This is a genomic window from Pseudomonas sp. GD04015 (genome assembly GCF_029837675.1).
Taxonomy (GTDB): Bacteria; Pseudomonadota; Gammaproteobacteria; order Pseudomonadales; family Pseudomonadaceae; genus Aquipseudomonas; species Aquipseudomonas paralcaligenes.
This window is the reverse complement of sequence record NZ_JAOEEE010000027.1, coordinates 27815-42705: the sequence shown is the minus strand read 5'-3', so window position 1 is coordinate 42705 and position 14891 is coordinate 27815. Positions and strand designations below refer to the sequence as shown.

The window sequence follows — 14891 nt, the reverse complement described above, 5'->3', positions numbered from 1 at the left end:
GAGCAGGAGTGAATCTCATGGAGCGAGAAGCCTTTCACCACGATGACAGCGTTCGCAGGCTGCACGCACTGGCCGCGGACGATGCCTTGGGCGAGCGGGTCACCGAGCTGTTCATCGCCAGCCTGGCGACCGGCGCACGTCGCGCCATGACCCCGCTCATGGCCTACCACTCCGCCCGCAACCTGCCGGCGCATACGTGGGAACCGTTCGACTTCGCCGCCCACAACCGCCTGTACCGCGAGGAGTCCGAGGTTCCCTGCACCATCTGCGGCATTGCGCGCAGCGAACTGCGCAGCCGGGAAGGACAGCTCTGGGACTTCGCCTTCGCCGGGCGCTGCTCGACGGTGCCCTGCTACAGCCACCTGATCGATCTGGAGGACGTGCCGAATATCGCGCTGGAGTACCGGCCGGAGCAGGTCGAGGTGCTGAGGGCGCTGCTCGAACTCATCGACTCGGTGCCGGCGGACGTCTCGACGACGGACCTGCTGAAGCAGGTGTCCTCGGCCAAGCTGCTGCCGAAGAGCAATCACGCGGCCCGGCTCTGGTGCCTGCGGATCCTGGCGGAGCTGGGGGTGATCAGCAACGCCGCTATCCCCGGCTACTCGGGCGCCCTGCAGTTCCATGGCTTCCTGCAGCGCATCGAGATGGAGAAGGCGGCGTTCGCCTACCTGTCCCATCGCGCGGACCCGGTGTGGCCGCTGTCCGCGGGCCGGGGCACGCCGGCCGTGGACTGGTCGCTGGCCCGGCGCCTGTTCCCGCAGCTGGGCGCGTGATTCGCTAGCCCGCCAGCCGCCCCGGCGGGTTCTCCTCGCGCTGCAGGCGTGCCTGCCAGTCCTTCCAGCGGATGCGCTCGTCGCGCACCAGCCAGCCGTCCTGCGCGGCGAAGCTCTCCGACAACCACAGGCCGCGGGTGCTGGCGGGCACCAGTTCGCCGCGGCGCAGGGTGAACAGCTCGCCGGCGGGCCTGCCCTGGTGCAGCGGCAGCAGGTAGAGGTCCGGGCGCCGCCGCTCCAGGCAGGCCACCAGCTGGTCACCTTCCAGGCGCTCGTCGACGTGGAACAGGCTGGGCTGACGGCAATCCCGGGGCAGCTCAAGGCGCAGGTCGTAGACCAGCTGGAGCGAGGCGGTGGGCAGGTGCACGTAGGCGCGCGGGCGCTCCATCAGCATCAGGTTGCCGCACTGCACCGGCCGCGCCGCGCCGGACAGGGGCGCGAGGCGGAAGTGGTCGCTCTCGCGGTAGCGCAGCGCGCCCTGGTAGGGCGTCGGCAGCCAGGTGTCGGCGTAGCGGCCGCTCAGCCAGCCGCTCTCGCTCTCGATCAGACATTCCTCGGCCACTTCCTGGATGGCGGTGAGCAGCGGCAGGTTCAGCTCGTGGGCCGGCACGTAGCCGGAGATCAGCTTGAGCACCACGTCGCCCCGGTCGGGGCGCTGCTGGCGCACCAGCAGCCAGTATTCGCGGCCCTGCCAGGCCAGGGTCAGGCGCACCGAGACGCCGAGGTTGGCCAGCTCCAGGGCGAAGTGTTGGTTGTCCGCCGCCATTACCGGGCGACGCCGCTCCAGCATCTGGGCGAAGTTCAGGGGCAGGCCGAGGCTGCGGTAGTTCAGCCCGTCCGCCGTGGCCTCGACGTACAGCGGCAGGGTCTTGAAGTTGCCCGGGGCCTTGCGGGCCAGCAGTCGCGACATATCGGCTCCTCGGTCGGCAGCGGGGGAGCTGCGGCGGTATGGATGGGCGTGGTGAGGTTCAGACCGCGCCAGGAGCCTTGCAGTTTAGCCGCGGATCACCGCGGCGGCGGTCGCCGCGTTTGCCGCCAGATGTTGCGGGTTGATGGTGCCGACGATGGCGGCGGTGACCCCGGGGTGGCCGAACACCAGTTCGAAGCTGGCGCGCACCGGGTCTGCGCCGGCCAGCACTGCGTGGCCGCTGGCCAGGGCCTTCTTGATCAGGATGCCCTTGCCGTGCGTCGCCGCATGGTCGAGCACCGGCCGCTCGGCCTGTTCGGCCAGGTTGTAGGTGACCATGGCGCAGTCGCCGTACTCGAGGGCCAGCAGGCCGCCTTCCACCGTCTTGCCGGACAGGCCGAAGGCACGGATCTTGCCCTCGCGCCTGAGTTCGGCGAGGGTCTCGTACACCCCGCTGTCGCGCAGGATGGCCACGTCGTTGCCGTCCGAATGGACCAGCACCAGGTCGATGCGGTCGGTCTCCAGGCGCCGGAGGCTGCGCTCCACGGAGAAGCGGGTGTGCTGCGGCGAGAAGTCGAATCGCGACTGGCCGTCGTCGAACTCCTCGCCGACCTTGCTGACGATCACCCAGTCCTCGCGCTGGCCGCGCAGCAGCGGGCCGAGGCGCTGTTCGCTGACGCCGTAGGCCGGCGCCGTGTCGATCAGGTTGATACCCAGCGCGCGGGCCTGGTCGAGCAGGGTGCGGGCGGCGGCGTCGTCGGGGATGGTGAAGCCGTTGGGATACTTCACACCCTGGTCGCGGCCCAGCTTGACGGTGCCCAGGCCGAGCGGCGAGACGATTAGGCCGGTGTCGCCCAGGGGGCGGTGCAGGTCGTGCAAGGTCACGGCAGCAGCTCCTCCCACACGGGCTCGGCCTGGGGCGGGCGCGGCAGCTCCGGCAGCGGCGCGTGGGCGCCGGGGCGGATGGCGTCGCGCTGCAGCGCGGCGATGACCCGGTCGGCGAAGTCCGGCGACAGTGCCAGCTTGGTCGGCCAGCCCACCAGCAGGCGGCCCTGGTCGGCGAGGAAGGCGTTGTCCGGGCGCACCAGGCCGCTCTGGGCCGGCTCGGCGCGGTCGACCCGCAGGGTAGCCCAGCGCGCGTCGGAGAGGTCGATCCAGGGCAGCAGCTGCTGCACCTCCTTCTGCGCCGCGGCGATCTGCGCCGCCTCGCTGCGCGCCACCCCGTCGGCCTCGGCGATGTCGCCGCCCAGGTACCAGACCCACTGGCCGTCGGCGGCCGGGTGGCTGGTCACGGTGATGCGCGGCTTGGGTCCGCCGCCCAGGCAGTGGGCATACAGCGGCTTCAGGCCCTTGCCCTTGACCAGCACCATGTGCAGTGGGCGCAGTTGCTGGCGCGGCTGCTCCAGGCCGAGGGCGGCGAGCAGCGCGGCGTTGCCCTGGCCGGCGCTGAGCACGATGCGCTGGGCGCGGACCTCGCGGCCGTCGACGCGCAGGCCGACCAGTTCGCCGTCCTCGCGCAGCGGGGCGATCTCGCGCCCGGCCAGCAGGCTGTCGCCGGCCAGCTCGGCGAGGCGGGTGATCAGGCTGGGCACGTCGAGCACCAGCTCGGCCAGGCGGTAGACCTTGCCCTTGAACTTCGGGTGCTGCAGGGCGGCGGGTAGCCGTTCGCCCTTGACCTGGTCGACCCGCCCGCGCACCGCCTTGCTGGCGAAGAAGCTGGTCAGGTTGCCGGCCAGGCCGCCTGGCGACCAGAGATAGTGGGCGTCGGACAGCAGGCGCACGCCGGCCAGGTCCAGCTCACCGCCGCCGTTCAGCGCGTCCAGCCAGCGCCGCGGCATGTCGGCGATGGCCTCGGAGGCGCCGGTCAGCGCGCCGTGCAGGGCGTACTTGGCGCCGCCGTGGATGATGCCCTGGGACTTCAGGCTCTGCCCGCCGCCGAGGCTGGTGCTTTCCACCAGCAGGGTGGCGTAGCCGAGCCCGCGCAGGCGGGCGTTCAGCCAGAGGCCGGCGACACCGCCGCCGACGATCAGGATATCGGTGCTGAGGGACTGGGACATGCCGTGGCTCGCTGCAGATCAGGCGCGCAGTATAACCGCCCGCGATCAGTGGCCGCTGCTGCCGGAGAACAGCTGGATCACCAGCACCCCGGCGACGATCAGGCCGATGCCCAGCAGGGCCGCCAGGTCCAGCTTCTGGCCGTAGATCACCAGGCTGGCGATGCTGATCAGGACGATGCCGAGGCCCGACCAGATGGCGTAGGTGACGCCCACCGGGATGCTCTTCATCACCAGGCTGAGCATCCAGAAGGCGATGCCGTAGCCGACCACCACCAGGAACAGCGGCAACGGCTTGCTGAAGCCCGCCACGGCCTTGAGGGCGGTGGTGCCGATGACTTCGGCGACGATGGCGATGGCCAGGTACAGGTAGGCGTTCATGGGGCTCTCCTCGGTTGCGCCGCGCATTGTGGCATGCCCCTTTGCTAAGCTGCGCGCCCATGAACAGAACCCTCTACAGCCTGATCCTGCACCTGGCCCTGCCATTCATCTTCCTGCGCCTGCTGTGGCGCGCCTGGCGCGCACCGGCCTATGGCCGGCGCATCGGCGAGCGCTTCAGCCTCGGCCTGCCGGCCTTCCGCCCCGGGGGCATCTGGATACACGCGGTATCCCTGGGCGAGAGCATCGCCGCCGCGCCGCTGGTGCGCGAGCTGCTGGAACGCCACCCGGAGCTGCCGGTCACCGTGACCTGCATGACGCCGACCGGCTCGGAACGCATCCAGGCGCTGTTCGGCGAGCGCATCCAGCACTGCTACCTGCCGTACGACCTGCCCTGGGCCTGCGCGCGTTTCCTCGACCGCCTGCGGCCGCGGCTCGCGGTGATCATGGAGACCGAGCTGTGGCCCAACCATATCCACGCCTGCCATGCGCGGGGTATTCCGGTGGCGCTGGCCAACGCGCGGCTGTCCGAGCGCTCGGCGCGCGGTTATGCGCGCTTCGCGAAGCTGACCGCGCCGATGCTGGCCGAGCTGGAGCTGATCGCCGCGCAGACCGCCGCCGAGGCCGAGCGTTTCCGCCAGCTGGGCGCGCGGCCTGGGTGCATCGAGGTGACCGGTTCGATCAAGTTCGATCTCAGCGTCGACCCCGAGCTGCCGCGTCGCGCGGCCGAGCTGCGTAGCGGCTGGGGCGCGGCGGCCCGGCCGGTGTGGATCGCCGCCAGCACCCACGCTGGCGAGGACGAGGTGGTGCTCGCGGCCCATCGACGGCTGCTGGCGGAGCGGGCGGACGCGCTGCTGATCCTGGTGCCGCGCCATCCCGAGCGCTTCGCCCAGGTGTTCGAGCTGTGCCGCCGCGAAGGCTTCGCCACGGTACGCCGTTCCACGGGCGAGCCGGTCGGCGACGGGGTGCAGGTACTGCTCGGCGATACCCTGGGCGAGCTGCTGTTCCTCTATGCCCTGGCCGACCTGGCCTTCGTCGGCGGCAGCCTGGTCCCCAACGGTGGGCACAACCTGCTCGAGCCGGCGGCGCTGGGCAAGCCGCTGCTGAGCGGGGCGCACCTGTTCAATTTCCTGGAGATCGCCGCCCAGCTGCGCGATGCCGGCGATCTGCTGGAAGTGGCGGATGGCGAGGCGCTGCACGGCGCGCTGAGCGGGCTGTTCGCCGATCCGGACGAGGCTGGGCGCAGGGCCGAGGCCGGGCTGGGCGTCATGCGCGCCAACCAGGGCGCGCTGGCGCGCCTGCTGGCCGGGCTAGAGCGCCTGCTGGCGCGGGCGTAGCAACGCGCGCAGGGCGATGCCGCCCAGCGCCAGGCCCAGGCACGGCAGCCAGACCCAGCGCGCCTCCGACGCCAGCACGTCCAGCCCGCGCTGGCTGAAGAAGCCGGCGAGGAAGGGCGACACCTCGATCGGCCGCCAGGGCAGGAAGAAGCGCTGCTCGCTCCACGGCCAGAACCAGGCCACGCCGAGGCCGCCGTCGGTGGCCGCGTCCAGAAGGCTGTGCGAGGCGGTCGCCAGGGCGATCCACACGAAGGCCCGGAGCGGGCCGCAGCCGAGCAGGCGGCAGCCCAGGGCGCCGAGCACCCCGGCCAGCCCGGCGAACAGCAGGGAATGGCTGAAACCCCGGTGGCCGAAGGCGTCGGCGTAGGCGATGCCGAACTTGAACGCCAGCATGTCGGCGTCGGGCAGGAGGGCGAACAGCATGCCGGCCAGCAGCAGCTTTGGCGGCACCACGCGCGGGCCGAGCGCCAGGCCCAGCGCCAGGATCGGCAGCGGGTGGCTGATCAGGGTGGTCACGAGTGGTCGTGCAGACGCGCCAGCTGGCGTTCCAGCAGCGAGGGGTAGGGTTCGAGCAGGCGCTCGACGCAGCTGGCGCCCTCCGGGCTGGCGATGGCGCGGATGCGCGCGCGCTGGCGCAGCAGCGGGTCGTCGGCGACGCTGCGCTGCACCAGCAGCAGGTTGCGGCTGTGCTGGGCCAGGGCCAGGGCGTCCTGGGCCGCCTCGCTGAGCAGCAGTTCGGCCTGGCTCGGCGGAATGTCCTCGTCGCTGCGGGTCAGGCCCAGCTGCAGTTGGAGGGTGATGCCGCTGTCGGCCACCTCGATCTGCAGGGCATGGCCGAGGGCGCGCATCAGCTCGCCGCAGCACAGCGCGTGGGTCAGGTAGTCCTCGCCGCTCTGCGTGCTGTCGAACAGCATCAGGCTGCTGCCGTCGTTGAGGGTGAACAGCTTGCCCTGGTACAGCGCGGCGGCCCGCTCCAGGCAGTCGCGATAGCGCTGCAGCAGCTCCATCAGGCGCGCGCGGGGCAGGTGGCGCAGCTGTTCCTGGGCGCCGAGCTGGATGGCCAGCACGGCGCTGCTGACTTGCCGGGGCGGCGTGGTGGGCTCTGCTACCGGCGGTTCCTCCTGCTCGACGTCCTGGTGCAGGTCGCGCAGGTCGGCGAAGGGATCGTCCTCGTCGGGCTGCCGGGCTACTGCCGGGCGGGGCGCCGGCTCGTCGAGGTCGTCGTCCTCGTAGTCGTAGTCCTTGTCGGCGCGCAGGTTCGGCACGTCGAAGCCCGGCTCCGACGCATCGTCGTCCTGCTCATCGAGGTCGAGGTCCGCGTATTCGTCGTGCGCTTCTTCCGGCTCCGGCTCGGGTTCCGGTTTTTCCGGCACCAGGCGCGCCTGCAGCTGGCGGGCGAGGTCGCCGACCTCGTCCTGGCGGCCGGCGCCGGGGGCGGGGTCGTCCGGGTCGCGCAGCCAGACGCGCAGTTGCATCAGCGGCGTGGAGATGTGGCGGCCGAGGCGCAGGCTGAGCGAGAGGGTCAGCGCCAGCAGGATCAGGCTCAGCAGGCCCATGCTCTGCAGGCTGATGGTCATCGGCTGCTGGAACTGCTGCATGTCCAGGCTGATGCGCAGTTGCCCGGCGATCACCTCCTGGAAGGTGATCGGCGTGGAGTACAGGCCCTCGGTCTCGCCGAGGATGCTTTGGGTGGGGCGCGAGCCGGCCTCGGCGAGGATGCGGTTGTCCACGCTGTAGATCGCGGCATGGGCCACCAGCGGGTTCTTCGCCAGGTTGCTGAGCAGCACGTTGAGGCTGAGGATGTCGTTGGACACCAGCAGCTCGGTGGCCGAGGCGGCGGTCTGCACGGTGAGGCTCTGGCCGAGGGCGTCGGCCTGCTGCTGCATGGCCTGCTTGAACTGCATGCCCATCACCCAGGCGTAGATCACCAGGGCCAGGGCGACCAGCAGCAGGCTGTGGCTGGCGATGCGCAGGGCGAGCGGCACGCGGCGCTGGCGCAGGGCATTGAACAGCAGCAGGAAGAAATTGTCGGGCTTGACCTGAACGGGCCGGTTCACAGAGCGCGGCTCTTCTCGAATGAAATTGCCGCGCAGTATAACCACCGCCCCCAGGCGGGCAAAGCGCCGCCCGTGCCATGGCCCCGGCGAAACGGGTTAGAATGTGCGCCCTTTCGCCGACCCATCATCTGCAAGCTGGAGTGTGCGCCTTGCGCGAAATCGTCCTGATCAACATCACCGGGGAAGATCGCCCGGGCCTGACCGCGGCCATCACCGGCGTGCTGGCGCAGGGCGGCGTGAACATCCTCGACATCGGCCAGGCGGTGATCCACGACACCCTGTCGTTCGGCATCCTGGTCGAGATCCCGGATACCGAGCGGGCCTCGTCGGTGCTCAAGGACGTGCTGTTCACCGGCTACAAGCTGGACCAGCAGGTGCGCTTCACCCCGGTCTCCGAGGCCGACTACCAGCAGTGGGTAGGCGCCCAGGGCAAGACCCGCTACATGGTCACCCTGCTGACCCGCAAGGTCACCGCCGAACAGTTGCAGCGGGTCAGCTCGATCACCGCCAAGTACGGCCTGAACATCGACCACATCGACCGCCTGTCCGGGCGCATGCCGCTGGACATGCCGGCCGACCAGGGCAAGGGCTGCATCGAGTTCTCCGTGCGCGGCGAGCCGGCCGATGTCGATGCGCTGCGCGCCGAGTTCCTCAGCGTGGCCCAGGAGCTGGATGTCGACATCGCCTTCCAGCGCGACTCGGTGTTCCGCCGCAACCGCCGCCTGGCGGTGTTCGACATGGACTCCACGCTGATCGAGGCCGAGGTGATCGACGAGCTGGCCAAGGCTGCCGGCGTCGGCGAGAAGGTCTCCGAGATCACCGAGCGTGCCATGCGCGGCGAGCTGGACTTCCGCGCCAGCTTCAAGGAACGCCTGGCCCTGCTGCAGGGGCTGTCCGAGGACGTGCTGGAGGAGATCGGCGCCTCGCTGCGCCTGACCGAAGGCGCCGAGGTGCTGTTCGCCGAGCTCAAGCGCCTGGGCTACAAGACCGCCATCCTCTCCGGCGGCTTCACCTACTTCGCCCGACAGTTGCAGGCCAAGCTGGGCATCGACTACGTGTTCGCCAACGAGCTGCAGATCGTCGACGGCAAGGTCACCGGCGTGGCGGTCGAGCCGATCGTCGATGCCCAGCGCAAGGCCGACCTGCTGCGCGAACTGGCGGAGCGGGAGGGCCTGCGCCTGGAGCAGACTATCGCCGTGGGCGACGGCGCCAACGACCTGCCCATGCTCGGCCTGGCCGGCCTGGGCGTGGCCTTCCGCGCCAAGCCGCTGGTCAAGCAGTCGGCCAAGCAGGCGATTTCCACCCTGGGCCTGGACGGCATCCTCTACCTGCTGGGCTTCCGCGACCGCGACGGCCAGGAGTAGGGGCCGCTGAAGGTTCGCCGTTGTAGGGTGCGCTGTGCGCACCGGGGCCATGCACGGACTTATTGGTGCGCACGGCGCACCCTACGGCCAAAAGTCCTTGCCCATAAAAAAGCCCCGCGATCGCGGGGCTTTTTTATGGGCCTGGGTCACTCGTCCCCGGTGGAGAACTCGTAATCCATCGACTGGCTCGGGCCCTGCAGGTAGTAACCCTGGATGTAGTTGACCCCGGCCTGCCAGAGGGTGGCCAGCACGCTGGCGCTCTCGACGTAGGGCACGATGGTCAGCTTGGCCTGGGCGTGCAGGCTGGCCAGCAGGGTCTTCAGCGCCTCCTGGCTTTCCGCGTTGGAGAGGTCCTGGGAGAAGGAGCCGTCCACCTTCACGAAGTCCACGTTGAGGTACTTGAGCGTGTTGAAGGGGTTGATGGCGCAGCCGAACTGGCCGAGGGCGACCTTGCAGTGCAGCTCCGCCAGACCCTGGGTGAGCGCCTTGGCCTGCTTGAGGTAGGCCACCGCGTCCGGCTCGCTGATCTGGAACACCAGGGAATCCGACGGCAGGCGCGCGGCCTTGAGGGCCACGCTGAGCCACGGCAGCAGGGTCTGGTCCTGCAGGCTGTTGGCCGACAGGTGAACGAACAGGCGGGTGCTGTGGCCCTTGCTGCGGTGTTCGGCGAGCAACTTGACCGAGTGGAGGATCACCCAGCGGTCGATCTTCTCGGCCAGCCCGGCCTCCTTGGCCGCGTTGAGGAACTCCACGGGCGGCACTTCCTCGCCCTGGCTGTTGAGCAGGCGCAGCAGCACCTCGTAGTGCTCGTCGCTGTCGCCGCGCAGGCTGATCACCGGCTGGAACAGCAGGCGGAAGCTGTTGTTGTCCAGCGCCTGCTGGACCATGGCCACCAGGTTGCCACGGCTGGCGGCGGCGGCCAGTTCGTCCGCCGGATCGTAGATTTTGATCGCGTTGCCGCTGAGTTCGTCCGCGCAGCGGTGGGCGCGGTCGATGACTTCCTGGGCCTTGCTGGTCTGCTCGCTGAGCCCGGCGACGCCGATGGACAGGGTGGTCTGCACGGTGCGGCCGGCGACGTCGAACAGGTGGCTTTCGACCTTCTTCAGCAGGGCGGCCAGCTGTTCCTTGCTCTGCTCGGGGCTGGCGCCCGGTTTCAGTACGGTGAACACGTCGTCGCCGAAGCGCGCCAGTTGGGCGCCGTCGCCAAAGTGGCCGCGCAGCATGACGGCCAGGTCGGCGAGCAGGATGTCGATGCCGGCCAGGCCCACTTCGCTGACGATTTCGCTGTAGCGGTCGATGCGGATGTAGCACAGGGTGGACGGCTGGCCGTCGTTCACCGCGCGCTGGGCGGCGGTGTCCATCAGTTCGACGAAGTGCGAGCGGTTGAACAGGCCGGTGACCAGGTCCTGGCTGCTGATCTCGCGCAGCTTCTCTTCCAGCTCGGCGTTGTCGCTCTCGGCGCGGATCACCACCTGGATGCACGGCTCGCCGTCGTAGGCGGCGGGCGAGAAGGTCATGCGTGCCTGGAAGCGCTGGCCGTCGGGCTTGACCCCGCCGCAGCTGAGTTCGGTGCTGCCTTCGCCGCTGGCGTAGCCCTTGAGGAAGTCCTTGAAGCGCGCCTGGTCTTCGCAATGGATCAGGTCGATCATCGGCATGCCTTCCAGCTCGTCCGCATCCTCGTAGCCGAACAGCTGGAGGTAGGCGCGGTTGGCGTAGATGTGCATGCCGTCGTGGACGTAGGTGATGGCGTCCACCGAACTGTCCAGCAGCAGCTGGCAGCGCTTCTCCGCCTCGCGCAGGGCCACTTCGGCGGCGCGCCGTGCGCGGCGCTCCTCAAGGTTGGCCAGTTCGCGGCTGGCGATCAGGATCAGGCGCTCGTCCTCGCCCTGGGGCAGGGCGTCCTGGGCACCCAGGGTCAGGGCCTCGGTGATGCTGTCGGAGTCGTTGTCGGCCACCAGCTGGATCACCGGAATGTCCTTGGCCTGGCGGCGGATGGCGGTGATGGCTTCGCTGGGGTCGAGGTGGTCGCTGGTGGGCGCGCTGATCAACAGGTCCCAGCTGTTCTGCAGTGCATCCGACAGGTTGTCGCTGGAGGTTATGCGATGCACCCGGGTGGCGTGGCCCGCGTTGCGGAACAGGCTGACCAGGCGCTCGGCCTCGTTCTGCGAATCCTCAAGAATCAGCAGCCGTATGGTTTTTTTTTCGATGGCCATGAGGTTTTTTTCAGAGGGTGCCGAAGAGCGGATAAAAAAAGGCGACGGATGGCATTTCCCCGGAATCTACAGGGACTTCCAGAGTGAGTCAAAGTCTTCATCGTCGCCTTGGCCCGGGGTTTTCTGAGCTGTGACGGAGGTCCCGGACGGTGGTTTGGTCTCGTCCAGAACCCGGTACTCGAACTGGCTGAAACTGCCGGTTCCGGCCTGTTTGCGGCTGAGGATCGCGCGGGTTTCGTCACCGCTGCGGTTGATGATCACCTTGTTGCTTTCCTGGAACGGCAGGCGTGGCGTGATGATCGTGGCGGGGCGGGAGATCACGCGGATCTCGGGCAGCAGCATGGCCCGCAGGTATTGGCTGTTCTGGTCGCTCTTGCGCACCAGCTGTACGCCGCAGGGCTGGGCGTGCGGGGCGATCAGTTCGATACCCATCTGCGTGCCGCCGCCCCTGACCTGGCGGATCCAGCGCACGATCGCCACGCTCCACGCCTGCTCCGGTGCGTCCTGCACGCCCAGCAGTTCGCCGGCCTGCAGCTGCGCCGGCACTTCCCGCGGCCAGCTCAGGCAGTAGCCGCCGGGACTGTGGTTGACGATGGGCACATCGAAGGTCGGGTAGCTTTCCGCCGGCGCCTCGATGGGCTGCTCGCCCGGCTTCTGCGGCGCCTTGTACTGGATCACCTCCATGGTGATGCCGTTTTCCCACTCGTTCTCGCGCTGGGCGTCGAAGGCGTTGGCCCAGACATCTTTGCTGGCGGCGGCGCTCATGTCGGTGGTGGCGAACTGGGCGCCGCGCGGCTTTTCTTCCTGTTTCAGCACGTCGGCGAAACTGCGCTTGCCGGCCAGGTAGAAGTGCAGTGCCGACATGCCGATGCACAGCGTCAGGCTGCCGCGCCCCGGCGTGCGCTGGAAGGTGCGCTCCGCGATATCGCCCCAGGCGGAGGCGAGGTGCTGCAGCAGATCGGTCGACATGCCTTCCGGGGTCGTCAGCCGGCTCGGCTCGGGGCTGTCCGGCGGCAGCAGCAGGTGTTCCTTGATCGCATCCACCAGTGCCTGCGGGTCCAGGCCGAGCAGGTTGCTCAGGTCGCCTTCGAACAGCGCTTTGTAGCGTGGCGGGCCGTCCACCTGCGGGGCTACGGCGAACAGGCTGTTGGGCGCGTCGGCCCGTTGCAGGGTGACCAGGGTGCTCCAGTTTTCCAAGGCCTCGGCCAGGCGCGCGATGCTGTTCTGGCGCATCTGGTTGCAGCGCGCGCAGCCGAGCAGCAGGGCGCCGATGTAGATCTGCTCCAGGCTCAGGCTGCTGCCGTTGCGCGCCAGGCTGTCGCGCACCTGAGCTTTCTGCAGGCCATGCTGGCGGGCGATGCGGTAGAACTGGTGCAGTTCCAGCCAGAGCCCTTCGGGCACCGGGCAGTAGAGCTGGCTGGCGCGTACCAGCGGGCCGCACAGCGCGTGGCTGGCACGCTGCAGCGCAACGGCGAGCAGCTGCGCCCGGTCCTTGGCGAAGCGCGGCAGTTCCTGGGCGATGATCAACTTGTAGCCGATGGCCAGATGGTTCTGCAGGGCCTGGCACAGGTTGGCGACCTTGCGCGGGCGCTCGTCGAGCACGATGGACTGATTGAGGAAGTGGCGCTCAAGGTGGCTGGTGACGAAGTACACCTCGGGGCGCAGCAGTTCGAGCAGTTGCAGGCGGTTGTCGGTGGGCGTGATCAGCTGGTTCAGCTCGATCAGGCCCTGGTACAGCTGGCGGGCGGTCTCGCCGATGTTGGCCTTGGGCAGGCCGGCGATCCAGCGCTTCACATCGCGCGGATTGGCTTCACAGAAGGACAGGCCCTGTCTGTCGGGGGTGGGTACGCGCAGGAGCAGGTGAGGGCTCTGTTTATCCATACCTTAGCGGTGGTCCGTAACAGGCGGGCGGCATCCTGGCCGACGGGTTTTTCGCAACTCTAGCAGCATCGCGGCGGTGTCGCAGCCCTGGACGGGCAAATGCGGGACCTGCCGACTCCGACCCGGGCGCGCGGCGGATCGTTCCTTCGGCCATTCCCGCGCGGCCGGCGCCGGCGCGGGAGTCGGCGGGCGAGGGCTCAGGCGCGCGGCAGCGCCAGGGCCTGTCCCATGCGCACCGGGCTGCCGGCGGTGAGCCCCTCGGCCCACTGCACCTGCTGCGGTCCGAACAGCACGATGGCGGTGGAGCCCAGCTTGAAGCGGCCCAGCTCGCCGCCCTTGGCCAGTTCGATGGCGCCGCGCGCGGCCTCGTCGTAGCGGGTGGTCTTCAGCTCGCGCTTGGGCGGCGTGACCAGGCCGGCCCAGACCGTCTCGATGCTGGCGACGATCATGGCGCCGACCAGCACCACTGCCATCGGGCCACGCTCGGTGTCGAACAGGCAGACCACCCGCTCGTTGCGGGCGAACAGCTCGGGCACGTTCTCGGCGGTGGTCTGGTTGACCGAGAACAGGCGGCCCGGCACGTAGACCATCTCGCGCAGGGTGCCGGCCAGCGGCATGTGCACACGGTGGTAGTCCTTCGGCGACAGGTAGACGGTGGCGAAGTCGCCGCCCATGAAGGGTGCGGCGCGCTCCACGTCGCCCCCGAGCAGCTCCAGCACGCTGAAGCTGTGGCCCTTGGCCTGGAAGCAGCGGCCCTGCTCGATGGGGCCGAGCTGGCTGACCGCGCCGTCGGCGGGGCAGAGGATCGCGCCGGGCGCCTCGTCCAGCGGGCGCGCGCCGTCCTTCAGGGCGCGGGTGAAGAAAGCGTTGAAGTGCTCGTAGGCGGTCAGGTCCTCGACCTGGGCTTCCGCCATGTTCACCTGGTACTGGCGGGCGAACCAGCCGATCAGGCGGTCCTTGAACCAGGCCGCGCGGCACTCGGCGGCGAAGCCGATCAGGCGGGACAGCAGGTGGTGCGGCAGCAGGTACTGGCTGAGGATAAACAGACGCTCTTTCATCATGGTTCCTTGGAGATTCGAAGCTCGACCGGGGTGTCGGGGAGATTTCCCCATTCGGACCAGGACCCGGCATAGGCCTTGACCCTCGGGTAGCCCAGCGCCTTGGCCACCACGTAGGTGAAGCCGGAGCGGCGATGGGTCTGGCAATGGGTGATCACTTCCTTGTCCGGCGTGATGCCCAGGTCGCGCAGCACCTGGGCCATGTCGTCGCGGATGCGCAGGCCGCGCTGCGGGTCCATGCCGGCGGTCCACTCGAAGTTGACGGCGCCGGGGACGTGGCCGCCGCGGGCGGCGAGCGCCTTCTCGCCGGAGAATTCGGCGGGCGAGCGGGCGTCCCACACGGCCAGATCGGGGGCGCCCAGGCGGCTTTCCAGGTAGTCGCGACTGGCGGTGGGCGCGTCGCTCAGGGTCAGCGCGACGCTGCCGGTCGCGGCGGCGGGCGTGTCCTGGCTGAGTTCACGGCCCTCGCCCAGCCAGGCCTGCAGGCCGCCGTTGAGGAAGTGGTAGTGGGGGTGGCCGATCACGTCGAGCAGCCAGATGAAGCGTCCGGCCCAGCCGCCGCCTTCGTCGTCGTACACCACGTAGACCGCATCGGCGCGGTGGCCCAGTTCGCCGAACAGCGCTTCCAGCTGCGCCTTTTCCGGCAGCAGGCCGGGGGCGGGTGGTTGGCCGAGTTGGGTGCGCTTGCTGTCGACCCAGCGGGCGCCGGGGATGTGTCCCTCGGCATAGCGGGCGGTGGAACTCAGGTCGATCAGGATCAGCTCGGGCGCTTGCAGGCGGGCGGCCAGTTCGGCCGGTTCGATCACCAGCGGCAGGCCTGAGAAGGCGGACATGCGGAGCCTCCTGAGAGTGGAAAAGGGGCGATTGTA

General features: G+C 69.4%; 13 protein-coding genes. 3 read left to right on the top strand and 10 right to left on the bottom strand.

The window, feature by feature from the left end:
* Positions 1 to 17 precede the first annotated feature (17 nt).
* Complete coding sequence (locus tag N7640_RS19250) at positions 18 to 773, top strand: hypothetical protein (RefSeq protein WP_279904191.1); 756 nt, start codon at positions 18 to 20, stop codon at positions 771 to 773.
* A 4-nt stretch (positions 774 to 777) separates the two neighbouring features.
* Here the strand turns inward: N7640_RS19250 and N7640_RS19245 are convergent, their stop codons facing one another.
* From N7640_RS19245 to N7640_RS19230, 4 genes are all read right to left on the bottom strand, one after another.
* On the bottom strand, positions 778 to 1683 hold the full coding sequence (locus N7640_RS19245; protein WP_279904190.1) for a metal ABC transporter ATPase: 906 nt from the start codon (positions 1681 to 1683) through the stop codon (positions 778 to 780).
* A gap of 84 nt (positions 1684 to 1767) precedes the next feature.
* Positions 1768 to 2565, bottom strand: a complete 798-nt coding sequence (locus tag N7640_RS19240; RefSeq protein ID WP_279904189.1) for an aldo/keto reductase — start codon at positions 2563 to 2565, stop codon at positions 1768 to 1770.
* Positions 2562 to 3737: an FAD-dependent oxidoreductase gene (locus N7640_RS19235; RefSeq protein ID WP_279904188.1), complete on the bottom strand. Its 1176-nt coding sequence runs from the start codon at positions 3735 to 3737 to the stop codon at positions 2562 to 2564. The genes N7640_RS19240 and N7640_RS19235 overlap by 4 nt, the downstream gene beginning before the upstream one ends.
* Positions 3738 to 3782: 45 nt before the next feature.
* The gene (locus N7640_RS19230) at positions 3783 to 4115 is read right to left on the bottom strand and encodes an SMR family transporter (protein WP_279904187.1); all 333 of its coding nucleotides are present in this window, start codon (positions 4113 to 4115) and stop codon (positions 3783 to 3785) included.
* Positions 4116 to 4174: 59 nt separating this feature from the next.
* Here N7640_RS19230 and waaA point away from each other — a divergent pair, with 59 nt between their 5' ends.
* A complete protein-coding gene (gene waaA, locus N7640_RS19225) occupies positions 4175 to 5449 on the top strand; it encodes a lipid IV(A) 3-deoxy-D-manno-octulosonic acid transferase (RefSeq protein ID WP_279904186.1) in 1275 nt (424 codons plus the stop codon).
* Here waaA and N7640_RS19220 read toward each other — a convergent pair.
* On the bottom strand, positions 5423 to 5965 hold the full coding sequence (locus tag N7640_RS19220; protein ID WP_279904185.1) for a metal-dependent hydrolase: 543 nt from the start codon (positions 5963 to 5965) through the stop codon (positions 5423 to 5425). The two genes, waaA and N7640_RS19220, sit on opposite strands and share 27 nt — an antisense overlap.
* A complete protein-coding gene (locus N7640_RS19215) occupies positions 5962 to 7506 on the bottom strand; it encodes a histidine kinase (protein WP_279904184.1) in 1545 nt (514 codons plus the stop codon). Before N7640_RS19215 ends, N7640_RS19220 begins: the two co-directional genes overlap by 4 nt.
* A 149-nt stretch (positions 7507 to 7655) precedes the next feature.
* On the opposite strand from N7640_RS19215, the gene serB reads away from it, so the two are divergent.
* A complete protein-coding gene (gene serB / locus N7640_RS19210) occupies positions 7656 to 8870 on the top strand; it encodes a phosphoserine phosphatase SerB (protein ID WP_220811525.1) in 1215 nt (404 codons plus the stop codon).
* Between the two features lie 146 nt (positions 8871 to 9016).
* Here serB and N7640_RS19205 read toward each other — a convergent pair whose 3' ends face one another.
* The 4 genes from N7640_RS19205 to N7640_RS19190 form a co-directional block, all read right to left on the bottom strand.
* On the bottom strand, positions 9017 to 11083 hold the full coding sequence (locus N7640_RS19205) for an EAL domain-containing protein (RefSeq protein ID WP_279904183.1): 2067 nt from the start codon (positions 11081 to 11083) through the stop codon (positions 9017 to 9019).
* 66 nt (positions 11084 to 11149) lie between these two features.
* Positions 11150 to 12964, bottom strand: coding sequence for a molecular chaperone (locus N7640_RS19200; protein WP_279904182.1), 1815 nt, complete (start codon positions 12962 to 12964; stop codon positions 11150 to 11152).
* Positions 12965 to 13161: 197 nt separating this feature from the next.
* Positions 13162 to 14022 carry an archaetidylserine decarboxylase gene (gene asd, locus N7640_RS19195; protein WP_279904181.1) on the bottom strand — a complete coding sequence of 287 codons (861 nt, stop codon included), beginning with the start codon at positions 14020 to 14022 and terminating at the stop codon, positions 13162 to 13164.
* The gene (locus N7640_RS19190) at positions 14022 to 14855 is read right to left on the bottom strand and encodes a rhodanese-like domain-containing protein (RefSeq protein WP_279904180.1); all 834 of its coding nucleotides are present in this window, start codon (positions 14853 to 14855) and stop codon (positions 14022 to 14024) included. Before N7640_RS19190 ends, asd begins: the two co-directional genes overlap by 1 nt.
* Between the last annotated feature and the right edge of the window lie 36 nt (positions 14856 to 14891).

Coding starts and splice junctions, on each gene's coding strand:
- N7640_RS19250 (WP_279904191.1), top strand. CDS start 18: ATGGAGCGAGAAGCCTTTCACCACGATGACAGCGTTCGCAGGCTGCAC.
- N7640_RS19245 (WP_279904190.1), bottom strand. CDS start 1,683: ATGTCGCGACTGCTGGCCCGCAAGGCCCCGGGCAACTTCAAGACCCTG.
- N7640_RS19235 (WP_279904188.1), bottom strand. CDS start 3,737: ATGTCCCAGTCCCTCAGCACCGATATCCTGATCGTCGGCGGCGGTGTC.
- N7640_RS19230 (WP_279904187.1), bottom strand. CDS start 4,115: ATGAACGCCTACCTGTACCTGGCCATCGCCATCGTCGCCGAAGTCATC.
- waaA (WP_279904186.1), top strand. CDS start 4,175: ATGAACAGAACCCTCTACAGCCTGATCCTGCACCTGGCCCTGCCATTC.
- N7640_RS19205 (WP_279904183.1), bottom strand. CDS start 11,083: ATGGCCATCGAAAAAAAAACCATACGGCTGCTGATTCTTGAGGATTCG.
- N7640_RS19200 (WP_279904182.1), bottom strand. CDS start 12,964: ATGGATAAACAGAGCCCTCACCTGCTCCTGCGCGTACCCACCCCCGAC.
- asd (WP_279904181.1), bottom strand. CDS start 14,022: ATGAAAGAGCGTCTGTTTATCCTCAGCCAGTACCTGCTGCCGCACCAC.
- N7640_RS19190 (WP_279904180.1), bottom strand. CDS start 14,855: ATGTCCGCCTTCTCAGGCCTGCCGCTGGTGATCGAACCGGCCGAACTG.